This window comes from Acinetobacter sp. Tol 5 (assembly GCF_019702905.1).
Classification (GTDB): Bacteria; Pseudomonadota; Gammaproteobacteria; order Pseudomonadales; family Moraxellaceae; genus Acinetobacter; species Acinetobacter bereziniae.
Genome location: NZ_AP024708.1, coordinates 4,183,717 through 4,200,597 on the forward strand (window position 1 = coordinate 4,183,717; position 16,881 = coordinate 4,200,597).

Below are 16,881 nucleotides of genomic sequence, written 5' to 3' on the forward strand. Positions count from 1 at the left end.
CGACTTAAATTATTGGCAATTTTTCAGTTATATCACCTTCAGCTAATCTGGCTAAACAATTTTCCATATAACCAGGATATTTTTTCATAACATAATGAAAATCTTCAGCAATGCGTGTAATAAATTTCATTCTTTCTTTAACTATATATAGCCTTTCGTTTTTTAGCATATCTTCAAAAAACTTATCTTTATCAGATAATCCATTTAATCCTATTGGCAATGTACATGAATTTGTAAATACTGCCTGCCTATTTTGAACGTCTGCAATTAAAGCTCCAAATTGTGTATAGTATGGATGATTACTTTCAAGCTTAGACTGTTTATCAAAGATATCTTTTAATCTCTGATCAGGTTGTCCATTCGGAGAATAAAAACTTTTTTCTAAAACAATATGTTGTTCATGAACAGCAATTGTCATTAAATTATTAAACTGAGCATCTTGTTTCTTTTGGATTATTTTTTCAGTTTCAAAAATTTTTACATATTGAAAAGCTTCTTTCAAATTATTCAAAATATTATCTGAGTATTTAAATTTTTCCAATTTATTATATGCTTCATTATATGGAATTTTATGCATATCATTTGCTACTTTAGTATCATAAGTGTTACCATCTCTTTTTGATAAACAGTCATTAAATGTATTAGAAAATCTACAATAATACTCATGATAAGGATATATATCTAAATAAAGCCAAAGATTACCCTTTAACATACAATATCTCATATAATCAAAATCTGATTTTGTGATCCCACCAGTCGCTATAAAACGTCTATCACTTATATCTATTTTATCTAAAACTTTATTGGCTCCATCAAGAATAACACCACCTCCAATTTTTGAAACAAAATCATCTAATGCTAAAATTCCACAATAAACTTGTTTTGCTGCAATCGCTCCTAAAGCCATCCAATAAAATCGCCCTTTATACTTAACATTACCTATTTTAGTTTTTTCTAAATACATTTTCGCATATTGACTAGAAATTAATTTTACTCTTTTTTGATCATCACTTCCTTTATATAAAAATTCTCTCTTAACCTCTCCCCCATGAACAACTTTCTTTATAACTTCTAAGCTTTTATAACTTGTTAAAGCCATATATGATGAGTATTGAACTAATGACCACATATTTTTACAATCAACTTTAGTAATACAATTACTATTACATATTTCATTTGTATCTGTTTCTTGCAATATCGTCATTTTTGTTCCTCTTTATCTTCTATTTCATTAACTATTAAATCTTCGTAATTAAATTCAATCTTTAATTTTTGACTTGATACTGTACCCAATCTTTTAGTGAAACCATTTTTATCACTTTTCCCTAAAAATTGCTCATTAGAGGTAGTATTCGTTATTTTGTAATCTAAATCTGCAAGTTTTTTTCCTTGTGGATCTAATAATTGAAATTTATCATCAAAAATAGAACTTATTGGTAACTTATCAAAACCCACAGCAATTTCTTGTGGTCCCAAAAACTTATGTTGTCCAGCCTTAACTTCAAACAGACCTGGTGTGGTTGGCAAAACACCTGCATCACTAATCTCAATTTGAGTAGTATCAGCAATTAACACAATTTTCTTACTGGCTTTAATCTCAATACGATCTTCAGTCGAAATGATTTGAATACCTTTACGAGCAATCAAATCTGCACCATCCCCTTGGGCTTGAATCTCCACTTTACCTTTTGCTGCATAAAGCCTTGCACCTTCTTGTGCTGCAAACAAACTAATCTTATTTTGTGCATGCACCAAGAAATTCTTTTGTGTACTCAGATTGATACTATCCCCTGCACTATGACTAATTTGTTTATCCGCAGAGACATGAATGTCTTCATTGCTCGACAAGCCAATTGAATTCGGCGAGGCTAAAACCATCAAGGCTTGTTTAAATGCATCGGCTTGATTCTTGGATTCATCAGACTGATCTTTTTCCAAATCCGAAATAAATGATTTCAAATAATCTAGATTTTCTAAAGGATCAGTCTGTTGATTCTTGGCAACTTCACTTAAGGCTTTGGCATTGTTCAGGCTACTTTCTAGCTGACTTTTGGCTGCGGTTGTATCTAGATGATTACCTGATGCCCCATCTTGTGCATGGCTACTCAGCAGTAAGCCTTGACCTGCGCGTACCGCACCCCATTGATCCGTTCTTAGCTCAAAGCCTTCTCCTCGACCTTCACTGCTATCTGTCTCTTTTGGATGACTGAGATTACCAAGATTGAGTTGCGTTGCACCATGACTGCTGTGTAACTGACTGCTGATCTGGTTGGTGGTATCATCAAATTTCAGTTGGTTATAGCCACTACCCTGATATTCCTTGCTTTTAATCCCTGCCAATTTCTTGGTATCGGGTAACTTGCCTTTGTCATCAAACTTGCTCGGGCTGCGTTGCGCTTCATGGATTCGACCTACTACAAATGGTCTGTCAATGTTGCCATCAAAGAAGTCGATAACAACAATCTCTCCGATCCTTGGTAGGAAGCGAGCTCCATAAGCTTCGCCTGCCCATGGTGTCAAGACATCAACCCAAGCTGAGTCGGTATCATTGTCATTCGAGCCTGCACCACCATCATGGCTGTGGTCTTCATTGCGGGTAAAGAGGAAGCGAACCTTGATGCGTCCCCATTCATCTACATGGATTTCTTCTCCACTCGGACCAACCACTTTGGCGCGTTGTGGATACGCCACTGGACGGTGTTTGAGTGGGTTGTATTCTGGCGCTGTACTGATGTTTCTGCGTTGTAAAATCAGCTGATTGGCTTGGCGTTCTTCACTGTTGTTTGTGGTGATACTGTTGCTTGTGGGGATACTGGTGAGCTGCCAATGGCTGTGTTCAACTAAACGATTGATTTGTTCGTTGAGGTCTTTGGGTAAATTATTTTGGTTATAAAAGGTTTTGGAGATGATCAAAAACTGCTGATCGGCAGAATCTTTTTGATCGATTTGGGAATGCCCTTTTAGCTCAAGGTAATAGCCGACCTGTGCATCTCGTACCGTCGATATTGCCGTGAATTGTTTAGCTTGGGCATCGTAGTAGTTGCTAAGGTTTTGGTTAAAGCGTTCGATCTGACTGTTGCCTGATGCCGTTGCACCATCTTCCCCATTCAGGTCAGGTATCCATGCAGGGCTAAAGTGCCATACTTGTTCTAAGCCTAGACTGGCATTGTCGTACTGGTCACTGTGCTGATGTTTGCTTTGTACATTGCCTGCACCTTCTTCGGTTTCAAGAATATCGGCTTGCCAACGGTGAATATGTACTGAAGTCGGTTGGAGTGAACGTATTCCTGTAAATGATGTAATCGTGTCTTGCTGTTCTACCGCGGAGCTGCGGTGAAAGCGGATGCTTCTGCGTTCTAGCGCAGTGTATTGGCTGTTGTCATCAATTAAACGTAGTTTTTGGGCTTGGATCGGTGCTGAGATGTTGGCAACATTGAGTTCGGCTTCATCAATCAACCAGCTTAAATTTTCACTTCTCATCAAACGAGTAAGTAGATCGTGGTCGCTTTCGTTCATCTGTATAATCAATGGACGAACATCGTAGTCTTTGCTTAGACCAGTTTTATCTAAACTCAGACTAGCAGCAAACAGCGGACTTCTTTGTTGCCATTCTTTATGCAATATTTCAATGACTTGTATCACTGACTTATTCATAAACACTCTACTATTACGGCGTTTATGCCACAGTGACGTCGCATCCTCAAGTTTGAGCTTATAGACCGTCAGTGCGCCATCACTTTGTCCCTGCGCAGCTTCGGTGATAATGCCTGTGGTGCGGAACAGTTGTCCTCGGTCGGTGACTTGGTCGATTGCAGCTTGGCAACCGATAAATTGTTTGAGTGGAATATTTGCAGATGTTGCAAGACAGATCAGTTCCACAGACACACCTTGGTTGATGGCATGTTGTCCATCAATGCGTTGCAAGAACACTTGGGCAGTCAAATCAGGATTGCTAAACTGAATATGCAAAGCTCTTTTTTGAGCGGTTAATCCTAACTGATCCAATACTTTATAAATACTATTGACTAAACTATTCATTAGAATGATTTAATTATTATTAACAAATGTGTTTAGATTATACTCAAAAGTCAAAAAACTGTCATTGAAAATTTGTAAAATTTAATATTTTCTTATATTTATCAAAAATATAAAATAACTAAAAACAAGTATGAAGATTATCCAACTTTCTAGACACTCTTATTTGCAATTGATTTTAGGAAGAATCTATTCAAAATCTGTATCACAATTATCAATTATTTTTAAAAGCTTTATCTCTCATTTTTGTATTCAACTTTATATAGATGTTTACTTGTTAATTGGCTTTTAAACATTGATGAGCTGTTGAATATCGCTAGCCAGATGCACTTGATAAAAACAATAAAATTATGCTTATGCATCTGCCTCAACGAATGTTCTATGATTTTACTATTGTTTAAGAATTAACCTTTTTTGACGAGATAATGAAATTCTTTATTGCCCGCATCATCCAAAATTTCTTCTTGTAAAACGAGTTCATGTCCCAAATGCAAACAAAACTTAGGAATATCCCAAGAGGTTGAATTATCGGTCGCGAAAACCTCTACCACATCGCCAGATTTAGATTTCCGAATTGCTTGATGCAACATCATTACAGGCTCAGGACAACGCAAGCCACGTGTATTTAATTGAATGTTTGCTATAGGCAATGCTTCAGACATATCTCATCTCAAAAAAGCTAAATCAGTCCAAGATTTTAACACAAACTCAAATAATCAATAAGGCTTGTTATCTCTGTGTAAAAATGACGCATGCATTCATCTATTTACCTTATTTAATAGATAGACATCTGTATTTTCTTCGGTATGATAAAAAAACATTTACTAGATATTAAGAGTCTTTAGGAAAGATCATGCACGAGGAATCAGGCCCGTCGTGGGGAATGCGTGGCTTACGCAAATGGTTAGGTACAGCACCAGAAACCCGCGATGAACTGCTAAAATTAGTACAAGATTCACGTCGTTTTTTAGAACCCGATACTGTGGCAATGTTAGAGGGCGTGTTAGACCTTCCTGCCACAAAAATTCGTGAAGTGATGACCCCTCGCACAGCGATGGTGAGCTTGCAAGAAGACGATCAACTTCTTGATATTTTAGATGTGCTGATTGAGTCTGCACATTCACGTTTTCCAGTTTTCTCATCTGACCAACCTGAAAACGTGGTTGGGATTTTATTGGCTAAAGATCTATTGCCATTTTTAACCAATCGTAGCTCTGGTGTAGATGTTCATGCATTAATGCGCCAGCCTTTATTTGTCCCTGAAAGTGCGCGATCAGATCAAGTTTTGAGAATGTTAAAAAATACCCAGACTCATATTGCCGTTGTTATTGATGAATATGGTTCAACTGCTGGTTTGGTGACTTTGGAAGATATTCTTGAAGAAATTGTTGGCGAAATTGAAGATGAGCATGACAATGCCGATGAAGAAGCTCAATTTATCATTCCTGATACCACCCATAACATAGCCAATGCATGGATTGTGCAAGCACTTACACCAATTGAACATTTTAACAATGTTTTAGATGCTGAATTTTCCGATGATGAAGTAGAAACTATGGGCGGATTACTGCTTCAGGAAATTGGTTTAGTCAGTGATCTTCAAGGTCAAGTGGTTGAACTGGAAGATTGGCAATTTACCATTGTTGAAGCAGATGCCCGCACTATTCATCTGATTCGAGCTGTACGTAAATGAGAGCCTATTTTGACAAGCTGTTAAATTCATCACAACAACAAAAACAATTGCCCCTCATTTTCCCTTTAATCATCGCATTAATCTCAGGTGCAGTGTTTAGTTTAGCGCTCGCACCTTATTATTGGTGGTGGCTGGCAATCTTATCACCAGCCTTACTTTATGCTTGCTTAAAAGGTCGTAGTCCTCGTCAAGCCTTTGCCATAGGTCTTAGCTATGGCTTTGGACTGTGGTTTGTTGGGGCATTTTGGCTTTATACCTCCATCCACGTTTATGGTGATACCAATGCAGTCCTCAGCGTATTGATGATTGCAGTTATGGCATTTGTGATGGGGCTATTTACGGCAGTCCAGACATGGGTTTATCGTCGTTTTTTCCCTGAAACACCATTGACGTTTACACCGCTTTGGATCATCTTTGAATGGTCTAAAACATGGGTGTTCACCGGTTTTCCGTGGTTGTTTGCAGGATATGCGTTCACTGAACGACTCTTAGATAGTTATGCGCCTTTATTTGGTGTATTTGCGGTGTCATTTGCCGTTATTCTTCTTGCCTGTGCCGTGGTGGAAATCCTGAATAGGAAAGTGTTTTGGGTTGTTCCTGCGCTTGTTGTTTTGCTTGGCGCCTGGGGAGCTTCTTTTATCACTTTTGTGCAACCGAAAGCTGAAAAACCGCTCTCTGTATCGCTCATTCAAGGTAATATTCCTCAAGATTTAAAATGGTTAACCGAATACCAAGTCAAGACTTTAGAAATTTATGTCAACTTAAGTCGTACTGAATGGGGTAGAGATCTTATTGTTTGGCCTGAATCATCCATTCCCCTATTTCAAACAGATATTGAACAATTTTTGGATATGATGGATCAGCAAGCCAAAAGCTCGGGTACAGCATGGGTGACAGGCATTCCTTATTGGGATTTAAAAGAATCAAAAAAGAATGGCTATCCAATGTATTACAACAGCATGATGGCTTCTGGTGCAGATTCTTCAGGTTTGTATAAAAAACAACGTTTAGTCCCTTTTGGTGAATACATTCCACTTTCTGGATTGTTATCTTGGGTCTTACCCGCTTTGCAAAATGATCCATCGATGAGTGGCTTTTCTCAAGGTGCATCGAATCAAAAGCCTTTTAATATTAAAGGACATGATTTAGCTGCTGCGATTTGCTATGAAGTTGCTTATCCAAATCTTACCCGACGCAATGCGATCAACAGTGATTTTTTAGTGACTGTTTCGAATGATGCATGGTTTACGGGAACTGCAGGTCCATTACAACATTTGCAAATGGTTCAAATGCGTGCCAAAGAGAATGGGCGTTGGTTTATCCGTGCTACCAACACAGGCGTAACTGCTTTTATTGACCACAATGGACATATCGTAAAACAAGCGCCTGTAGATCAGAAAGCGGTTCTGCGTGGGGATTTACCCGCAATGCAAGGTGAGACGTGGTATACCCGCTTTAGCGATTATCCGATTTTAATTTTATCGATTTTATTGTTAATTTTAGGTTGGTTTTATCGCCCTAAAACAGTCGACATCAGTTTTAAAGCACGACGCTAAAACAGTCCCCAATCGCATCAAAAGCACCTTCTCTATGCATCATAAAGGAGGTGTTTTTGATACGGATATATCAAACGTTAAAGTAACTTGGTCCCCAAAGGCACATCCAAATCAGGGACACACAAGGCAACATGCCCGTCTTGATTATGAAAGCCTGTTACTAAACACTCAGATTGAATAGGACCAATTTGTTTCTTTGGGAAATTAATCACAGCAACGACCAACTTTCCAATTAAGTTTTCAGGCTGATAGAGTTGGGTAATCTGCGCACTGGATTTTTTAATACCAATCTCTTCTCCAAAATCGACATGTAAAATATAGGCAGGATTACGCGCCTTCTCAAATACTTCAGCTTGAATAATTTTTCCTACACGTAATTCCACTTTAAAAAAGTCATTCCATTCAATTTGTTGCATTTGGTTTCCCTCTTTCTATTGATCACCATAAATATCTAGGATCTGCTGACAATTCACCTATGTTTGCGACTATGTGTGTTTTTAGCCGACACTAGGCAAAAAATACGAAATTTAGCCACTCTAAATGATGAGAAACACTGTTTTACAGGGGAACGACGAAGCGATACAAAACACACGAGTCCCCCCGCTGCAACTTGCGCTACAAACAAAGTCATGCTTTTTTTGCTCAGGGTGGTGGTTCAAATTATCTCAGCCGGTGTTATGAAACTTGAAAATAGTCTCGCTATTCTCTTCCTTTCCTTGCGGAGTATATTCCTCATGCCTGCTCAATTTTAACCTACAGCGCAAGCCATTTATGAAATGTCAACAGCCCTAACATCTTAAATAAATTTAGCCCCATCGACCTTATATGAAATGGACAATGAATCATTTAAAAAGGACATTTATTCAACATATCAAATTTTTAAAAGACGAATCTAATTCAATTATATGTCGCTATACTTTATCTACCATTCACTGTTTTTTTCTTTCAATTATTTCTCGCTTTATGCTACGTTAGCTGTGCTGATCATAAAGCCGTAAACGTTTACGTCAATCAACGTGCCAACATATCTCCAACAAGGCTTGGAGCTATTTTTTTCAAAATTTGAATATTTTGATGTGGCACTGGCGTTTGTTGGTTTACGGAGTAAAAAATGCAAAGATCTCAATCTTCTTCTTTATATTTAAGAAAAATTCCAAATCGTTATGCTGCAATTGTAATGCCTTTCTTTTTATCAATTATTATGACCTTTATTGTGTCATGCATTAGTACGTTAAAAAGTATGGGTTTCGACAATTTTTCCGTCAATACGTGGATTTCAGCATGGGGAATTTCATGGCTGATCGCATTTCCAGTATTGCTTCTGGTTTTACCGATTGTGCGTAAAATAACGATGCTTATTGTTCAACCAAGTTAATTGGATTAAATTTCAGTTTTTAATCAAAATAGTTAAAACACAGAAACGAAAAACCGAGGACATTTCCTCGGTTTTAACGCGCCAATTAAATTTGAGTCACTAAATATGACAACATGCCTGCTAGAAACAGCATAGGAACATAACGGTATGAACGTACTAAATATTGTTCTAATAATGATGAGAATTCAGTTTTTAACTGAATCACCGTTAAATTTAAAGCATTATAAAAACTGATAATAGATAATGCACTAAATACGCTAATCGCCATAAACCCAATTACGATTTGACTACTGGCATCGGCATTTTGCCAAAGGTTTAAAAAAAACTGGCTAATCGGCAATAAGCTCAAAATTAAAAGAACAGATTTGAGCATCGTCCAATGAAATTGACTAATTTCATCTGATAATAATAATGCTTTCATCTCATCCTCCAAGCAATTTAAATTGCCTTGAGAACTATTATGCAAGCTTTTTAATAAATAAAAAGTCTATTTTTATTCACAATTTAACATTCTTGTAACTATCAAATATGGGAATAATTCTTATTATAACTCTCAAACATTAATTATTTAATATAGTTGCTAAATTTCAATGACTTACAATATATTTATCAAATAAGAAATATTATCACTTCACTCCACATTTATTATCTCGATAAAGTGAAGTGATTAATTCCATAAAGTACTGCAAAAAATACTTTTAATTATGGCTGGTAATAAATATCAGCATCGTTTCCTTCGCCGCCCTGTTTACCATCGGCACCAAAAGAATATAAATCAAACTTACGACCTTCTGAACCCGGAATGACATATTGGATATCATTTTCCCAACTGTCTTTTGGATAGCCACCTTTAACATAACCACCTGGTAACCAGTTTTTCGCTGTTGCAGGTTGGTTGACCAACGCATCTAAACCACCTTCTTGGCTATTTGGATAATGACCATTGTCCAACTTATATTGATCAAGTGCACCTGCAACACCTTTTAAAGTAATCTTTGTGGTATCAACTTTGGCTTTTTCTCCACGTCCCATCACATTCGGCACGATCAAAGCGGCAAGTACACCTAAAATCACAATCACAACCATCACTTCAATTAAGGTAAAACCTGACTGACGAGTCCTATTCATCTTACGTAGCATCTACTTACTCTCTATTCTTTATAAAAATAATTGGCTTAAATCATATTGTTCATATTGACGATTGGCAACATGACAGCAATCACAATCACTAAAACAATACCCGCCATAAATACCAACATTAATGGTTCCAACAAGGCCAATAAAGTTGAAATAAATGAAGATACTTCTCGATCCTGCATATCTGATGCACGACTTAGCATTCGATCTAACTCACCAGAAGCTTCACCGCTTTTAATCATTTGTACCATCATTGGTGGGAAATAACCACAGCGCTCCAATTGCGTTGCCAAATTCCCACCTTCTGTCACTTTTTCTGCAGCAACATTGACTGCATCACGAATGACCCAATTACTACTCACGGCTGCGCCAATTTTTAAAGCATCGACCAAAGGCACACCTGATTGAGTGAGAATGGACAAGGTACTGGCAAAACGTGCAGCATTTATACCACGAGATAATTTACCGATTAATGGCAGTTTGAGCGTTAAACGATCAAAAGCATAATGCCCTGCCGACGTTCGTAAAAAACGAATCAGTAAGAAGATTCCCACCACACTGGTCACCAAAATAAATGGCCAAGCTTGCCGAATAATTTCACTGGCTTTCATCAAAGCCACCGTAATCCAAGGTAAAGCCTGTTTGCTTTGGTCAAACGTTTTGACGATGTCTGGAACAACATAAGTCATCAAGCCCATAACGATTGCAAAAGACATAAACATGAGAATAATCGGATAGATCATTGCACCTTGAATTTTCTTTTGCATCGCAAAACGGTTTTCCGTGTAGTCTGCAAGTTGGTCTAAAATTAAGTCTAAATGTCCAGAACGTTCACCCGCAGCAATTGTCGCAATATATAAATCAGGGAAACGCCCTATTTGTTGCATCGCTTGTGCTAGAGAATGCCCTTCTAAAACTTTGGAACGTACAGAAAGTAAAAGATTTTGCACATAAACTTTTTCACTTTGTTTGGCAACGGCACGTAAAGCCTCCTCAAGTGGAATTGCAGCAGCAAACAAAACGGAAAGCTGACGTGTCATGAGTGCCAAATCATAGGCTGAAAATTTACGTTGAAACAAACCCGAACTTTTATTTTTGTCTTTTTGTTCAACAGCATCTACGCTTACAGGAATCCATTCTTTATCCCGTAATTGTTGACGAATCTGGCGTGCTGAATCACCTTCTAACACGCCTTTGTGCTGCTTTCCTGAAGCATCAAGCGCAGTAAATTGATATGCTGGCATTGTTATGCTCTAATTTTCCCAAATTTTTTGATTACGCTGTTGCGTCATACCCTATAAATCATTCATATTCATGTCTATCAATGACGGTTACACTCTAACACAAGCCGAATATGGACATGAAACAATTTCATCACAGCCTCACTAAATTAATGAGCCACTGAATTTAAAATGCCGAATACCATTGTTACACCACAAACTATTTATCGTGTTCAAGTTGCTGTTCCAGTGTATTTGAATGACTGTTTTGACTATCAAGTGAGTGCTGAACAGTACGCACAGGCAGAAATCGGTGCACGTGTTGCTGTGTCTTTCGGACGACAAAATCTTGTTGGGGTGATTGTAAAAAAAATTCCGATTGATGAACCTATAGACTCTCATTTTAAACTCAAAGCAATTACTAAACTATTAGATGATCACGCTATTCTAGACAGTAAAGTTTTAAATTTATTGACATGGTCATCGCAATATTACCAATTCCCAATTGGTGAGGTGATTCAAACTGCCCTTCCTACATTACTCCGCCAAGGTAAACCTTATGATTTATTGGCTCGTGTTTGGAAAGTGATAGATTTACATGCTGAAGACAAAGTAAAGCGTTCTGAAAAACAACAAGATGCTTATAAAATTCTAAAATTACATCCAAAAGGAACGCAGGAAAATATCCTAAATCTGAGTGGTATTGAAACAGCAACACTAAAAGTGCTTGAGAAAAAAGCAATTATCCAATTTGCACTTGAACCTCAAAATACTCAACCTGAACCAGTTCAATTGGCTCAGTTGCCACTCACTCCCAATGAAGATCAAAAGAAAGCCATCCAAACGATTTTAAAGGCACTAAAGAAATATCAAGCATTTTTGTTAGATGGTCTAACGGGAAGTGGTAAAACTGAGGTTTATTTACAAGTGATGCATGAGGTACTGAAACAAGGCAAACAAGTGCTTGTTTTAGTCCCTGAAATTGGCTTAACACCACAAACCATCAGCCGTTTTCAGTCACGCTTTCATTGCAATATTGCATTGCTTCACTCTGGTTTAAATGACAGCAAACGTTTACAAGCATGGCAACATGCACAAACAGGTAAAGCCTCTATTATTTTAGGGACTCGCTCTGCAATTTATACACCTTTACCTAATCTCGGTTTAATTATTCTGGATGAAGAGCATGATCTTTCATTTAAACAACAAGAAGGTTTCCGTTATCATGCCCGTGATGTTGCGTTATACCGTGCACATTTAGAAAATTGTCCAATTATCTTAGGTTCTGCCACACCAAGTATTGAAAGCTATTATTTGGCTCGTCAAGAAAAGCTGACACGTATTGAATTAAATCAACGTGCAGGCGTCGCGTTGATGCCGAAAATGCATTTGATTGATTTAAAAGTTGCTAAGAAGCAACATGGCTTAAGCGATGTCTTAATCGGGGAAATTAAAAAGCGTCTAGATAAAAAAGAACAGGTCTTAATTTTTTTAAATCGTCGCGGTTATGCACCTGTATTAATTTGTGAAAGTTGTGGATGGCAAGCCAACTGCCCAAATTGTGATGCACACTTTACCTTACACTTAAAACCTTATCAGCATTTACACTGCCATCATTGTGGGACGATTAATCGTTTGCCTGATGCCTGCCCACAATGCAATCAACAACAATTAAAACCAATCGGCATGGGAACTGCAAAGGTTGAAGAAACATTAACTGAATTATTCCCCAACTTTCCTGTACTTCGCGTCGATCGAGACTCAACTAGCCGTGTCGGCAGTTGGCAGAAAATCTATGATCAGATTCAAAAAAGTGAACCCACGATTTTGCTTGGGACGCAAATGCTCGCCAAAGGGCATCATTTCCCATATGTCACTTTGGTTGCAATCTTAGATATAGATGCAGGTTTACTCAGTGTCGACTTTCGAGCAACAGAGCGTACAGCCCAATTGATTATTCAAGTTGCAGGTCGGGCAGGTCGTGGAGAGAACAAAGGTGAAGTCTATTTGCAAACACTTCGACCTGATCATCCTTTATTAAATACTTTGATTCACAATGACTATCGAACCTTTGCCAAGCAAACCTTAAAAGATCGTCAAGCCGCTTTGCTTCCCCCTTTTCGCTATGCCAGTTTGATACGCTGTGAATCTAAACATCAGGAAGAAAATCTAAAGTTTTTGACTGAAATGACACAATTACTTCGTCAAATGTCGGAATCACACTTAATTGATATTTGGGGACCTATTCCAGCTCCAATGGAGCGTAAAGCAGGTCGTTACCAAGCACATGTGGTATTGCTTTCACAAGATCGAGCAAAAATGCACTTTTATGTCCATCAATGGTGGGCTCAATTACTACAGCAAAAACCCTCTACAATGAAAGTAACGATTGATGTTGATCCACAAGAGTTGAGTTGAGTCTTAATGTGTATTGAGTTTAGATCTATATCTACAATCCATGATATAGATCTATACTTTTTTGATGTATTGACGCACATCACAATATAAATCTTAAGCTGGGCTGTAACGAATCACCATAAGGATTCGACCATAGATCTGTGGATAGCACCCAATTTCAGAATTACACAAAAAAAAGTTACTCAATCCATAACAATGGAAAATAAGTGATATTTACTAAAACCAATCCTAGCAAACCAATGATAAAAGTTGATAACTCAGATGCTAGCGGGATGAGCGCTATAGTCAACTAAACCTTTTATTTCACAAGACTACTGATCAATGCCAAGCATTAAAAAATCTATTATTTTAAGACTTTAAATTTAAAGAAATTATTCACTTTTATTCTACTCACAAGCAATTTCTCAATAAATATCTCCAAGTCAGTCACAAAATCAAGCTACAATTTCCTGAGAAAGAAAAGAATGTAAGGCACGTGAATGTCATTGTTACTCCAAATCACCATTTTTCTTGGTGCAGCTTTAATCCTTGTTCCCCTCGGGAAAAAACTGGGCATTGCGACTGTGCTCGGTTATCTATTTACAGGAATATTGCTCGGTCCAAGTGCGCTCAATATTGCCAATGACCCGGAAGAAATTATGCATCTCGCTGAGTTTGGCGTGATTCTGTTAATGTTTCTGATTGGCTTGGAACTTCGCCCACAACGTTTGTGGGAAATGCGTCAGTCGATTTTTGTCATGGGAAGTTTACAAGTCGTTGTGACCGGCGTGGTACTAATGGGTACACTCTTTTTACTGTTTCAACAATCACTGCCCGCAAGCTTTGTCATCGGCTTTGCTTTAGCATTGTCATCAACTGCTTTCGTTTTACAACTCTTAGAAGAAAAACAACAACTCAACACCACACATGGTCAACAGTCTTTTTCTATTTTACTTTTTCAAGATATTGCCGCAATTCCCTTACTGGCAATTATTCCGCTTTTAGCAGGCAGTGAATCTAGCCATCACGGCGTAGCTTACTTTGCTGCAATTGTCGCAACATTTACAGGTTTATTTCTTTTTAGTCGTTACGTCATGCGCCCCTTTTTCCGCTTTGTGGCAAAAAGTGGTGCTACAGAACTCATCACCGCAGTGGGATTATTTATCGTTCTAGGTGTGGTTTTATTGATGGATACACTGGGCATCAGCACGACATTAGGTGCATTTTTAACAGGTGTATTGCTAGCAGACTCAGAGTTTCGTCATGAACTAGAAGCCAGCATTGCGCCATTTAAAGGATTATTACTCGGTCTCTTCTTTATGACTGTGGGTATGACCACACAAATCTCATTAGTCATAGACATGCCGCTCCTGATCGTTGGTGGAGCGATTGGTTTAGTCCTGATTAAACTGCTGACCATACTAGCGATTGCACGCTATAAAAAAATGACTTGGACCAACAGCTTGATGGTTGCAAGCTGTTTGGCTCAAGGTGGTGAATTTGCATTTGTGGTTTTGAATGTCGCCAAGAGTGAAAAAGTGTTGACTGAAGCAATTTTGGAACCGATCACCTTGATTGTGACCTTGTCCATGATCTTCACCCCTGTTGTATTTTGGTTGGTCAGCAGTTGGCTTTTACCCTTAATCAATAAAAATACAGCACCTAAATACGATGACATTCCCAATGAACATCCTGCTTTAATTATTGCTGGATTTGGTCGTGTCGGACAAATCGTTGCACGTTTAGCACGTATTCGCCATTTTCCATTTACTGCAATTGACAACAATCTGCAGCAAATTGACTTTGTTCGCCGTTATGGCGGTACTTTATATTATGGTGATGTCACACAACCCGATTTATTACGTTCAGCAGGAATAGAACAAGCCAAAGTTTTTGTTTTGGCGATTGACGATGTTGAGGACTCCATGAATGTTTCTCGCCATATTTTACTTAATTACCCCAACCTGACATTATTGGTACGTGCTCGTGATCGCTATCATATGCATTTACTGCGTGATGTGGGGGTAAAACATATATGGCGCGAAACCTACTTAACCTCATTGGGTATGGGTTATCGAACACTCTGTGAACTGGGCATGAGCAAAGAAGAAGCTTATAAAAGTGTTGAGTTGTTTAGAAACTATGATGAAGAACTGTTAGCACGCCAACAGCGCATTTATACGGATGAGCAAAAAGTTTTTGAAAGTTACCGTGATTTTATTTCTGAACTTGAGCATCTATTTGAAAGTGATGCCCAAGTAGAACATCAAAATCTGGAGAAATACAAAGATATGCCAGATCTGGATGAATCAGGTCTAGAACGTCCTACACCTCAATCCAAAAATGCATCAACCCAATATGATCGTATCAATATTGCCCGTGATGACGAAAATTAACTTTAAGTAGCACAGTTTTTAGGGTGAAATGAACTTGTGATTTATAATATCGTCACCATCTAAACAGGGATTTGGAGAATTTTATGTCTGATTTACGTCAACGTTTTTATATTGAAGATAGCCCTGTGCGTGGTGAGATTGTGCATTTAGATACGGCACTACAAACTATTTTGTCACAACGTAATTATGCGCCTGCTGTGCGTATCTTACTTGGTGAAATGTTGAGTGCTACCGCATTATTGGCAAGTACATTAAAAATAAAAGGACGTATTAGCTTACAAATTCAAGCCCAAGGTACATTTAAGTGGGCGATGGCTGAGTGCAATCATTTAGGTGATGTACGTGCGCTTGCAGATTATGAAGAAGATCCACACTTTATGTTGAGTGAAGACAGCAGCACCGTACTCAGCACACTACAGCAACCTGTTTTATTTATTAACATTGAACCTGAAATGGGTGAGCGTTATCAAGGAATTGTACCACTTGATCAACCTACCCTTGCGGGTTGCTTAATGCAGTACTATGACCTTTCTGCACAAATTCCAACACGCATTGTTTTAGCGAGCACCCACCACAATGCGGGGGGACTACTGATTCAGTTATTACCACGTAATAATGAAGAAGAACAACAGCGTGTAGATGAAGATTTGTGGCCACGTTTGATTATGCTGACCCAAACTCTCAAACCTGAAGAGTTAACCGACTTGACTGCGCAAGAAATTCTGTATCGTTTATACAACGAAGAAGAAGTTCGCTTGCCTGATGTTGAACAACTTCAATTTAACTGCACTTGTTCACGTGATAAATGTAAAAATGCATTGATTCAAATTGGCTTAGATGCAGTGAAGGAAACTTTGGAAATCCAAAATCCAATCGAAATGGATTGCCAATTCTGCAATAAGAAATACCAGTTCACAGCAAAAGAAGCATTAAATCTCTTTGGCGAACATTTAAGTTAATTGATCGACATTTTAGTGATTTATATTTAAGTTTCCAACCCTTTAACATATTGATTTTAATTTAAAAAAGAGCAAACTAATTTGCTCTTTTTTTATTCTATTTCAATTCATCA

General features: G+C 38.0%; 13 protein-coding genes. 6 read left to right on the forward strand and 7 right to left on the reverse strand.

Annotated elements, in window-relative coordinates; all coding sequences use genetic code 11:
- Positions 1–4: 4 nt before the first annotated feature.
- From TOL5_RS19485 to tusA, 3 genes are all read right to left on the reverse strand, one after another.
- Positions 5–1,204 (reverse strand): DUF2515 family protein, encoded by a 1,200-nt coding sequence (locus TOL5_RS19485; RefSeq protein ID WP_121773983.1) that lies wholly within the window; start codon positions 1,202–1,204, stop codon positions 5–7.
- Complete coding sequence (locus TOL5_RS19490) at positions 1,201–4,038, reverse strand: type VI secretion system Vgr family protein (protein WP_221260579.1); 2,838 nt, start codon at positions 4,036–4,038, stop codon at positions 1,201–1,203. Before TOL5_RS19490 ends, TOL5_RS19485 begins: the two co-directional genes overlap by 4 nt.
- 401 nt (positions 4,039–4,439) lie before the next feature.
- Positions 4,440–4,697: a sulfurtransferase TusA gene (gene tusA, locus TOL5_RS19495; protein ID WP_121775446.1), complete on the reverse strand. Its 258-nt coding sequence runs from the start codon at positions 4,695–4,697 to the stop codon at positions 4,440–4,442.
- A 191-nt stretch (positions 4,698–4,888) separates the two neighbouring features.
- On the opposite strand from tusA, the gene TOL5_RS19500 reads away from it, so the two are divergent.
- Together TOL5_RS19500 and lnt are read left to right on the forward strand one after the other, a co-directional pair.
- Positions 4,889–5,728 carry an HlyC/CorC family transporter gene (locus TOL5_RS19500; RefSeq protein WP_004825299.1) on the forward strand — a complete coding sequence of 280 codons (840 nt, stop codon included), beginning with the start codon at positions 4,889–4,891 and terminating at the stop codon, positions 5,726–5,728.
- Positions 5,725–7,284, forward strand: a complete 1,560-nt coding sequence (gene lnt, locus TOL5_RS19505) for an apolipoprotein N-acyltransferase (RefSeq protein ID WP_121775447.1) — start codon at positions 5,725–5,727, stop codon at positions 7,282–7,284. The genes TOL5_RS19500 and lnt overlap by 4 nt, the downstream gene beginning before the upstream one ends.
- A gap of 77 nt (positions 7,285–7,361) precedes the next feature.
- On the opposite strand, the gene TOL5_RS19510 is transcribed toward lnt, so the two are convergent.
- On the reverse strand, positions 7,362–7,700 hold the full coding sequence (locus TOL5_RS19510; RefSeq protein ID WP_121775448.1) for a tRNA-binding protein: 339 nt from the start codon (positions 7,698–7,700) through the stop codon (positions 7,362–7,364).
- A 695-nt stretch (positions 7,701–8,395) separates the two neighbouring features.
- Between TOL5_RS19510 and TOL5_RS19515 the strand changes: the two genes are divergently transcribed.
- On the forward strand, positions 8,396–8,659 hold the full coding sequence (locus tag TOL5_RS19515) for a DUF2798 domain-containing protein (RefSeq protein ID WP_121775449.1): 264 nt from the start codon (positions 8,396–8,398) through the stop codon (positions 8,657–8,659).
- Between the two features lie 85 nt (positions 8,660–8,744).
- Here TOL5_RS19515 and TOL5_RS19520 read toward each other — a convergent pair whose 3' ends face one another.
- The 3 genes from TOL5_RS19520 to gspF form a co-directional block, all read right to left on the reverse strand.
- Positions 8,745–9,080 (reverse strand): hypothetical protein, encoded by a 336-nt coding sequence (locus tag TOL5_RS19520; protein WP_004825308.1) that lies wholly within the window; start codon positions 9,078–9,080, stop codon positions 8,745–8,747.
- A 281-nt stretch (positions 9,081–9,361) separates the two neighbouring features.
- Complete coding sequence (gspG, locus tag TOL5_RS19525) at positions 9,362–9,799, reverse strand: type II secretion system major pseudopilin GspG (RefSeq protein ID WP_004825310.1); 438 nt, start codon at positions 9,797–9,799, stop codon at positions 9,362–9,364.
- Positions 9,800–9,834: 35 nt separating this feature from the next.
- Positions 9,835–11,040, reverse strand: coding sequence for a type II secretion system inner membrane protein GspF (gspF, locus tag TOL5_RS19530; RefSeq protein ID WP_221260580.1), 1,206 nt, complete (start codon positions 11,038–11,040; stop codon positions 9,835–9,837).
- A gap of 168 nt (positions 11,041–11,208) precedes the next feature.
- Here gspF and TOL5_RS19535 point away from each other — a divergent pair, with 168 nt between their 5' ends.
- The 3 genes from TOL5_RS19535 (at position 11,209) to TOL5_RS19545 (ending at position 16,768) form a co-directional block, all read left to right on the forward strand.
- A complete protein-coding gene (locus TOL5_RS19535) occupies positions 11,209–13,434 on the forward strand; it encodes a primosomal protein N' (RefSeq protein WP_151780662.1) in 2,226 nt (741 codons plus the stop codon).
- Positions 13,435–13,913: 479 nt separating this feature from the next.
- Entirely contained in the window at positions 13,914–15,809 is a 1,896-nt protein-coding gene (locus tag TOL5_RS19540) for a monovalent cation:proton antiporter-2 (CPA2) family protein (protein ID WP_221260582.1), read from the forward strand.
- A gap of 83 nt (positions 15,810–15,892) precedes the next feature.
- Positions 15,893–16,768, forward strand: coding sequence for an Hsp33 family molecular chaperone HslO (locus TOL5_RS19545; protein WP_004825322.1), 876 nt, complete (start codon positions 15,893–15,895; stop codon positions 16,766–16,768).
- The last annotated feature ends 113 nt before the right edge of the window (positions 16,769–16,881 follow it).